The 6,610-nt window shown below is 71.7% G+C and carries 6 protein-coding genes; 1 reads left to right on the top strand and 5 read right to left on the bottom strand.

Annotation, left to right across the window (positions count from 1 at the left end; all coding sequences use genetic code 11):
* Nucleotides 1-206: 206 nt before the first annotated feature.
* Nucleotides 207-971 carry a class E sortase gene (locus KN815_RS06905; RefSeq protein ID WP_216340854.1) on the bottom strand — a complete coding sequence of 255 codons (765 nt, stop codon included), beginning with the start codon at nucleotides 969-971 and terminating at the stop codon, nucleotides 207-209.
* Between the two features lie 49 nt (nucleotides 972-1,020).
* The gene (locus tag KN815_RS06900) at nucleotides 1,021-2,373 is read right to left on the bottom strand and encodes a DUF445 domain-containing protein (RefSeq protein WP_216340853.1); all 1,353 of its coding nucleotides are present in this window, start codon (nucleotides 2,371-2,373) and stop codon (nucleotides 1,021-1,023) included.
* 247 nt (nucleotides 2,374-2,620) lie between these two features.
* Between KN815_RS06900 and KN815_RS06895 the strand changes: the two genes are divergently transcribed.
* Nucleotides 2,621-3,928: an SGNH/GDSL hydrolase family protein gene (locus KN815_RS06895; RefSeq protein ID WP_216340852.1), complete on the top strand. Its 1,308-nt coding sequence runs from the start codon at nucleotides 2,621-2,623 to the stop codon at nucleotides 3,926-3,928.
* A 45-nt stretch (nucleotides 3,929-3,973) separates the two neighbouring features.
* Here KN815_RS06895 and KN815_RS06890 read toward each other — a convergent pair whose 3' ends face one another.
* The 3 genes from KN815_RS06890 to KN815_RS06880 all read right to left on the bottom strand — a co-directional run bounded on the left by KN815_RS06890 (nucleotide 3,974) and on the right by KN815_RS06880 (nucleotide 6,600).
* Nucleotides 3,974-4,771: a DUF1707 SHOCT-like domain-containing protein gene (locus KN815_RS06890; RefSeq protein WP_253208806.1), complete on the bottom strand. Its 798-nt coding sequence runs from the start codon at nucleotides 4,769-4,771 to the stop codon at nucleotides 3,974-3,976.
* A gap of 76 nt (nucleotides 4,772-4,847) precedes the next feature.
* On the bottom strand, nucleotides 4,848-5,810 hold the full coding sequence (locus KN815_RS06885; protein WP_216340851.1) for an ABC transporter ATP-binding protein: 963 nt from the start codon (nucleotides 5,808-5,810) through the stop codon (nucleotides 4,848-4,850).
* 25 nt (nucleotides 5,811-5,835) lie between these two features.
* On the bottom strand, nucleotides 5,836-6,600 hold the full coding sequence (locus KN815_RS06880; RefSeq protein ID WP_253208807.1) for an ABC transporter permease: 765 nt from the start codon (nucleotides 6,598-6,600) through the stop codon (nucleotides 5,836-5,838).
* Nucleotides 6,601-6,610: the final 10 nt, after the last annotated feature.

The raw sequence follows: 6,610 nt of genomic DNA, 5'->3' as shown, positions 1-6,610 counted from the left end.
AGCGCTTCGAATCGTCGCGACACCCTCACACCCCCTCTCCCGGCCGGTCTCCCCTCCAGGCTCCCGCCAGTCTAAGCGGCCTCGATGAAGTCCGGTCCGGTCGGGTGCGCCCCGAAGGGGCGCGGGGAACTGCGCGACCAGTCACGACGGCGCCGCGGACGAACGACGGCACATCACGGCACATCACGGCACATCCCGCGGAGCGCTCAATGGCCCCCGCCCAGGTCCCGTGGGGCGGCGGCCCGCAGCCGGGCCCAGACCACCAGGCGGTAGCGGGAGGTGAATTCGGGGGTGCAGGTCGTCAGCGTGAGGTAGTAGCCCGGTTCGGTGTAGCGGTAGCGGGGATGGGTGGAGCTGTACGGCACCCGGGCGACCACCGTGCCGTCGGCGGGCGAGGTGCGCGGCAGGGTGCGCTCGACCGTGTACGTGTAGCGGGCGTCGGCGGTGTCGATGCGCACCGTGTCGCCCGGGCGCACCTCGTCCAACTGCCGGAAGGGCTCGCCGTGGGTGTTGCGGTGGCCCGCGAGGGCGACATTGCCCGCCTGGCCCGGCTGGGCGGTGCGCGGATAGTGGCCCACATACCCCTTGTTGAGCACCGCCGCCCGGCCGATGCCCTCCGCGATGGGCACCGTAAGGCCGATCCGCGGGATCCGGAGCACGGCGTACGCCTGGTCCCGGCGCGGCCCCTGACCGCCGCCCCCGGTCGCCCGCTCACGGTCGCGTCCGTCCCCATGAGGGGAGTCGGAGGAGCGGGTCGCCCCCGGCGCCGGTGTCGCGGACTCGGCGGCCCCGTCCCGCCATTGCCGCTCCAGGACGCCCACCTCATGCCGTGCGCCCGCCCTGGCCTGCCGGTTGGTCCACCACAGTTGGTGGACGACCAGGAGCAGCACCACGAGCCCGAGGGTGACGGCGAGTTCACCGGCCGTCCACAGCCCCCGGGCGAGCACGGCCCGCCCTCGACGACGTCGCACGCGCGCACCATAGGCCAGGCCGCGCGCACCTGCCAGAGACAGGACGCGGCTATCCGCCCATCGCCCGCGAGACCGTATAGATCACCAGCCCGGCCAGGGCACCCACCACCGTGCCGTTGATCCGGATGAACTGAAGATCCCGGCCGATATGGGCCTCGATCTTCCGCGAGGTGTGCTCCGCGTCCCAGCCCGCCACCGTCTCGGTGATCAGCGAGGTGATCTCGTCCCGATACGTCGTCACCACATAGACGGCGGCGTCCTCCAGCCAGCCGTCGACCTTGCCCCGCAGCCGTTGGTCCGTCACCATCCGCCTGCCCAGCGAGAGAATCGCCGCCCGCGCCCGCTGCCGCAGCTCGCTGCGCTCGTCCTCGGCCGCCGTGACGATCATCGCCCGCACCGAGGCCCAGGCCGTGGCGATGATGTCCTGGACGTCGCCGCGCCCCAGCACCTCGCTCTTGACCCGCTCCACCCGCGCCCGGGTGTCGGTGTCGGACTGGAGATCCCCGGCGAAGTCGGTGAGGAAGCGGTCCAGGGCGCCGCGCGCCGGATGGGCGGGCATATCGCGCATCTCGGTGACGAAGCGCAGCAGTTCCCGGTAGACGCGGTCGCCGACCTTGCGGTCCACGAACCGCGGCGTCCAGCCGGGGGCGCCGCCGGTCACGGCCTGCATCACCGAGTCGTTGTGCTCCACCAGCCAGTCGTGGGCGCGCAGGCACACCAGGTCCACGGCGCGGCGGTGGCCGCCCTCCGCGACAACGCGCTCCAGCAGCTTGCCCAGGCCCGGCGCGACCTCCTGGGCGTCCGCCCGGCGGGTGATCGCCTCGCCCACCACCGCCTGCACATCGGAGTCGCGCAGCACCGTGAGCGCGCCGCGCAGCGCGGTCGCCAGCTCGGCCGTCACCCGCTCGGCATGCTCGGGCTGGACGAGCCAGGTGCCGAGCCGGCCGCCGATGCCGACCGCGCGCAACCGCATCCGTACGACGTCGCCGGAGAGGAAGTTCTCCCCGACGAACTCCCCGAGGCTGACCCCGAGCTGGTCCTTCTTGGTGGGGATGATCGCCGTATGGGGAATCGGCAGCCCCATGGGCCGCCGGAAGAGCGCGGTGACCGCGAACCAGTCGGCCAGCGCGCCCACCATGCCCGCCTCGGCGGCCGCGGCGACATAGCCGGTCCAGCCACCGATACCGGAGGAGCGCGCCCAGGTGGCGAGCACGTACACCAGTGCGACACCGAGCAGCATGCCGGTGGCGAGCGCCTTCATCCGGCGCACTCCACGCCGCCGCTCCACGTCCAGGGGACTGTCCGTGACAAAGGGCACAGCCGCGCCCCGGGGCCGCGGGGCCGCCGTCTCACCAGTCGTTCTTCGCTCCATACGCTCCACCCGGTCGACCCGTCCCCTCATGCATTGTCTCTTTCCGGTCTCAGTCGCCCATGGGTGGAACGAACGGTGAGTTCCCGTCGTCTGTCTGGGGGAGCGACCCAGACCATTGGGGGCAGGCCGACAGGCGGAGCCGGGTCCCGCCGTGGGATCATGAGTGACCGACCGGACCGCATCGGCGCTGCCGGATACCACCCGCCGTTCCCGTCCACTTCCGGAGCCCCGGGCTCCGTCCGCCCGAGGAGACAACCCGCTCATGAGCATGCCCCCAATGCCCAGACGCACGGGGTATGCCGTGCTCGCTGCGCTGGCGGCTGTGGTGATCCTCGTCTCCACCGCGATATTCATCGGGCTCGGTGGCGACAACGGCGGTACGGACTCCCGTGCGCAGGGGGCACGCGGCGCGGCCGACCCGGCCTCGGCCGGGTCCTGGGTGGGCACCTGGTCCACCTCGGCGGCGGCCGCCGAGCCGAGGACGCTGCGCGGGCTGTCGGGCATGTCGATACGGAACGTGGTGCACAGCACCATCGGCGGCACCAGCGCCCGCATCCAGCTCTCCAACTTCTACAGCAGCCGCCCGCTGACGATCACGCACGCCTCGCTGGCACTGGCCGCCGCGCCCAGCAACCCCACGGCGGCGGCCGGCACCATGCGCCGCCTCGCCTTCAACAACCGCTCCTGGGTGACGATCCCGCCCGGTAAGGCCATCACCAGCGACCCGGTGCGGCTCGCCGTCCCGGACGCGGCCGATCTGCTGGTCACCACCTACACCCCGCAGGCGTCCGGCTCGGTCACCTACCATCCGCACGCCCGCCAGACGTCGTACATGGCGCGTGGCGACCGTACGGAGGACACGGCAGGCGCCGCCTACACCCAGCAGAGCCCTTACTGGCGCTATCTGACCGGTGTGGACGTGTGGTCCAAGCAGGCCGAGGGCGCGGTCGCGGTGCTGGGCGACTCGATCACCGACGGCATCACCTCCACCGCCGGGGCCAACCACCGGTGGACCGACTTCCTCGCCGAGCGGCTGCGCAGCGAGCAAGGCGCGCCCCGCTTCGGCGTGCTCAACCAGGGCATCAGCGGCAACCGCGTGCTGAGCGACGGCACGCAGTACCCGCCCAACAACCCCAGCGGGCTCTCCCGCTTCGACCGCGATGTGCTGTCCCGTACGGGCGTCAAGGCCGTGGTCGTCGAGCTGGGTGTCAACGACATACTGCGCATCCCCCATGAGACCGACCCCGACCGGATCGTATGGGGCCTGAGGCGGCTGACCGAGCAGGCCCACGCCCGCGGCCTGCGGGTCATCGGAGCCACCCTGACGCCCTTCTACGGGCACCGCGGCTACACACCCCAGCTCGACGCCGTACGCGAGCAGGTGAACGCGCGGATCCGGGCCGGGAGGGTCTTCGACGACGTCGTGGACTTCGACAAGGCGCTGCGCGACCCGATCAGCCCGCTGCGGCTGCGCCCGATGTACGACTCCGGCGACCATCTGCACCCGAGCGACAACGGCTACCGGGCGATGGCGCGGGCGCTGGACCTGAACCATCTGCGGGGCCGCACGGCGGCCGAGCTGTAGGGAGAGAGCCGGACCGGGGCTCCGCCCCAGACCCCGGGGTCGTCCCTAGTCCTCGCGGCGGTCCTTCTCCAGGGACAGCCGGCGCTCTTCCCGCTCCTCACAGCGCTCATCGCGCCGTGCGCCCCGCAGTTCCCGGCGCTCGGTGCGCAGCTCGTACCTGCGCTCCGCCTTCACCCGGCGGCGCTCCTCCTTGAGGCGCTTCTGCTCCTCCTTACGGAGCTTGCGCTCGACCGTGACCCCGCCGAAGAGCGCGAGGCCGGTGACGGTCACCCGTGGCGCGCCGGGCTCGCCCTCGACCCCTCCGTCGTGGTCGAAGCCGCCCATGATGCCGATGCCGCTGACATGCGTGTCGACGCCCGGCTCCACGGTGATCTGCACACCGCCCATGAGGGCGAAGCAGCGGATGACGACCTCGCGGTCCTCGAAGCGGGCCTCGCGCAGATCGATCTCACCGCCGCCCATGAGCGTGAACGCGGTGAAGCGGCGCGGCACCGTCCAGGTGCCCTTGCGCTGGAAGCCCCCCATGATCGCGATCCCCATGCTGGACGTCGGGGTGCCGCCGATGCGCTCCCTCCAGCCGCCCGGATCGGCCGGGGCCGGCGGGGCCGGAGCGGCGCCACCGGGCACCGGGAGGTCCCGTACCAGCGGCTCCAACTCGCCGTGGGTGCGCGCCGTGTAGGCCGCGTTCAGCCGCTCGTCGAACTCCTCCATGTCCAGGCGGCCTTCGGCGACGGCTTCGCGGAGGACCTCCGCGATCCGCTCCCGCTCGGCGTCGGAGGCCCGCATCTCGGCCGGGTCCGGGAGGTCGGGGCTCGCCCCCTGGGAAGAACCAGCGCTCGTCATACGGACAGACTAACGGCGGGCACCGGCCGTGGCCCGTATCTCGTACGCGGGTCCGCCCCCGATCCGTCTCCCGTACTCACACTCCGCGCCCCCCGTGCAGCATCCTCGCGATCACGTCCTCGATCTCGGGCTCCCGCACCGAGAGGTCCACCAGCGGATAGCCGTCGGCGACCGCCGCGACGATCGGCGCCGCGCTGCTGGTCGCCGGGAAGGCCAGCCACTGCCGGGGCCCCTCGACCCGCACCGTCCGGGAGCCGGGGATCTCGATGGGCGGCAGCTCCTGCTCCAGGTCGACCACGAGGGTGCGTTCGCTCTCCCCCACCGCGTGCAGCCCGTCCAGCCCGCCGTCGTAGACCAGCCGGCCGTGGTCGATGACCATCACCCGCTTGCAGAGCAGTTCGATATCGGTCAGATCGTGGGTGGTGAGCAGCACGGTGGTGCCCTGCTCGGCGTTCACATCGCGCAGGAACTGCCGCACCTTCGCCTTGCTGACCACATCGAGCCCGATGGTCGGCTCGTCGAGATAGAGCACCTCGGGGTCGTGCAGCAGGGCGGCCGCGATATCGCCGCGCATCCGCTGGCCGAGCGAGAGCTGACGCACCGGCACGTCCAACAGCTCGCTCAGGTTGAGCAGTTCCACACAGCGGTCCAGGTTCTCCCGGTAGCGGTCGTCGGGGATCCGGTACATCCGCCGCACCAGCGCGTACGAATCGCGCAGCGGCAGATCCCACCACAGGGTGGTGCGCTGCCCGAAGACCACCCCGATCCGGCGCGCGAGCCGCGTCCGCTCCCTGGAGGGGTCGATTCCGGCGACCCTCAGCCGTCCGCCGCTGGGCACCAGGATCCCGGTCAGCATCTTGATCGTGGTGGACTTCCCGGCGCCGTTCGGCCCGATGTAGCCCACCATCTCGCCGCGCGGCACCCGGAAGCTGATGCCGTCCACGGCGCGCACCTCACGGCGCTCACGGCGCATCAGCCCGGCTCTGCGCCGCACCTGGAACACCTTCTCGACACCGTCGAGCTCGATCAGATCGTCCATGACCGTCCTCCCCTCAACTCCCCGTTCAGCTCCCCGTGCTCTGATACGCCCGCAGCCCCGCCCGCCAGGCCAGCCCCGCCACCGCACAGCAGCCGCAGGCGACCAGCGGCGCCGCGAAGCCGATCCGGGCCGGGAGCCCCAGCGGATCGGGGCGGCCCAGGATGTGCAGCGCCGGGAGCCAGTTGACGAAGGCCAGCGGGATGACGAAGGTGACGCCCCGCAGCAGCTCCTTGCCGAAGACCGTGGGCGGGTACTCCAGCAGCGTGGTCCCGCCGAAGGTGAAGGCGTTCTGCACCTCGGAGGCGTCCTTGGCCCAGAACTGGAAGGCGCCGCCGAGCACGAACAGCGCCCCGAAGATGGCACCCCCGCTCAGCAGCATCACCGGCATCAGCAGCACCCGGTCCAGCGTCCAGTCGATGTCCAGCCGGCTCAGCGACCAGCCGAGCAGCACCGCCCCCTGGATGATCCGGCCCAGCCGGCGCAGCGCGAAGCGGTCGGCGGCAACCTGGGCGAGTATCGGCACCGGCCGCACCAGCAGGGTGTCCATCGTGCCGTCGCGCACCCGCTGGCCCAGCCGCCCCATGGTGCCCAGCACGAGATCGGCGAGGCCGAAGGCGACGCTGGTGGTGCCGTAGAGGAAGGCGACTTCGTCAAGAGTGAAGCCGCCCAGTTGCCCGATATGGGTGAACATCAGCGCGATCGCCACGAAGTCCAGGCCAGTCGCGAGGAGGTTCCCCAGCGTCATGATCAGGAACGAGGTGCGGTACGCCATCGTGGAGCGCACCCACATCCCGACGATC

Origin of the sequence: Streptomyces niphimycinicus (genome assembly GCF_018883605.1) — a bacterium.
Classification (GTDB): Bacteria; Actinomycetota; Actinomycetes; order Streptomycetales; family Streptomycetaceae; genus Streptomyces; species Streptomyces niphimycinicus.
Note: the sequence above shows the minus strand (reverse complement) of the source record. Positions and strands in the feature narration are given on the sequence as shown.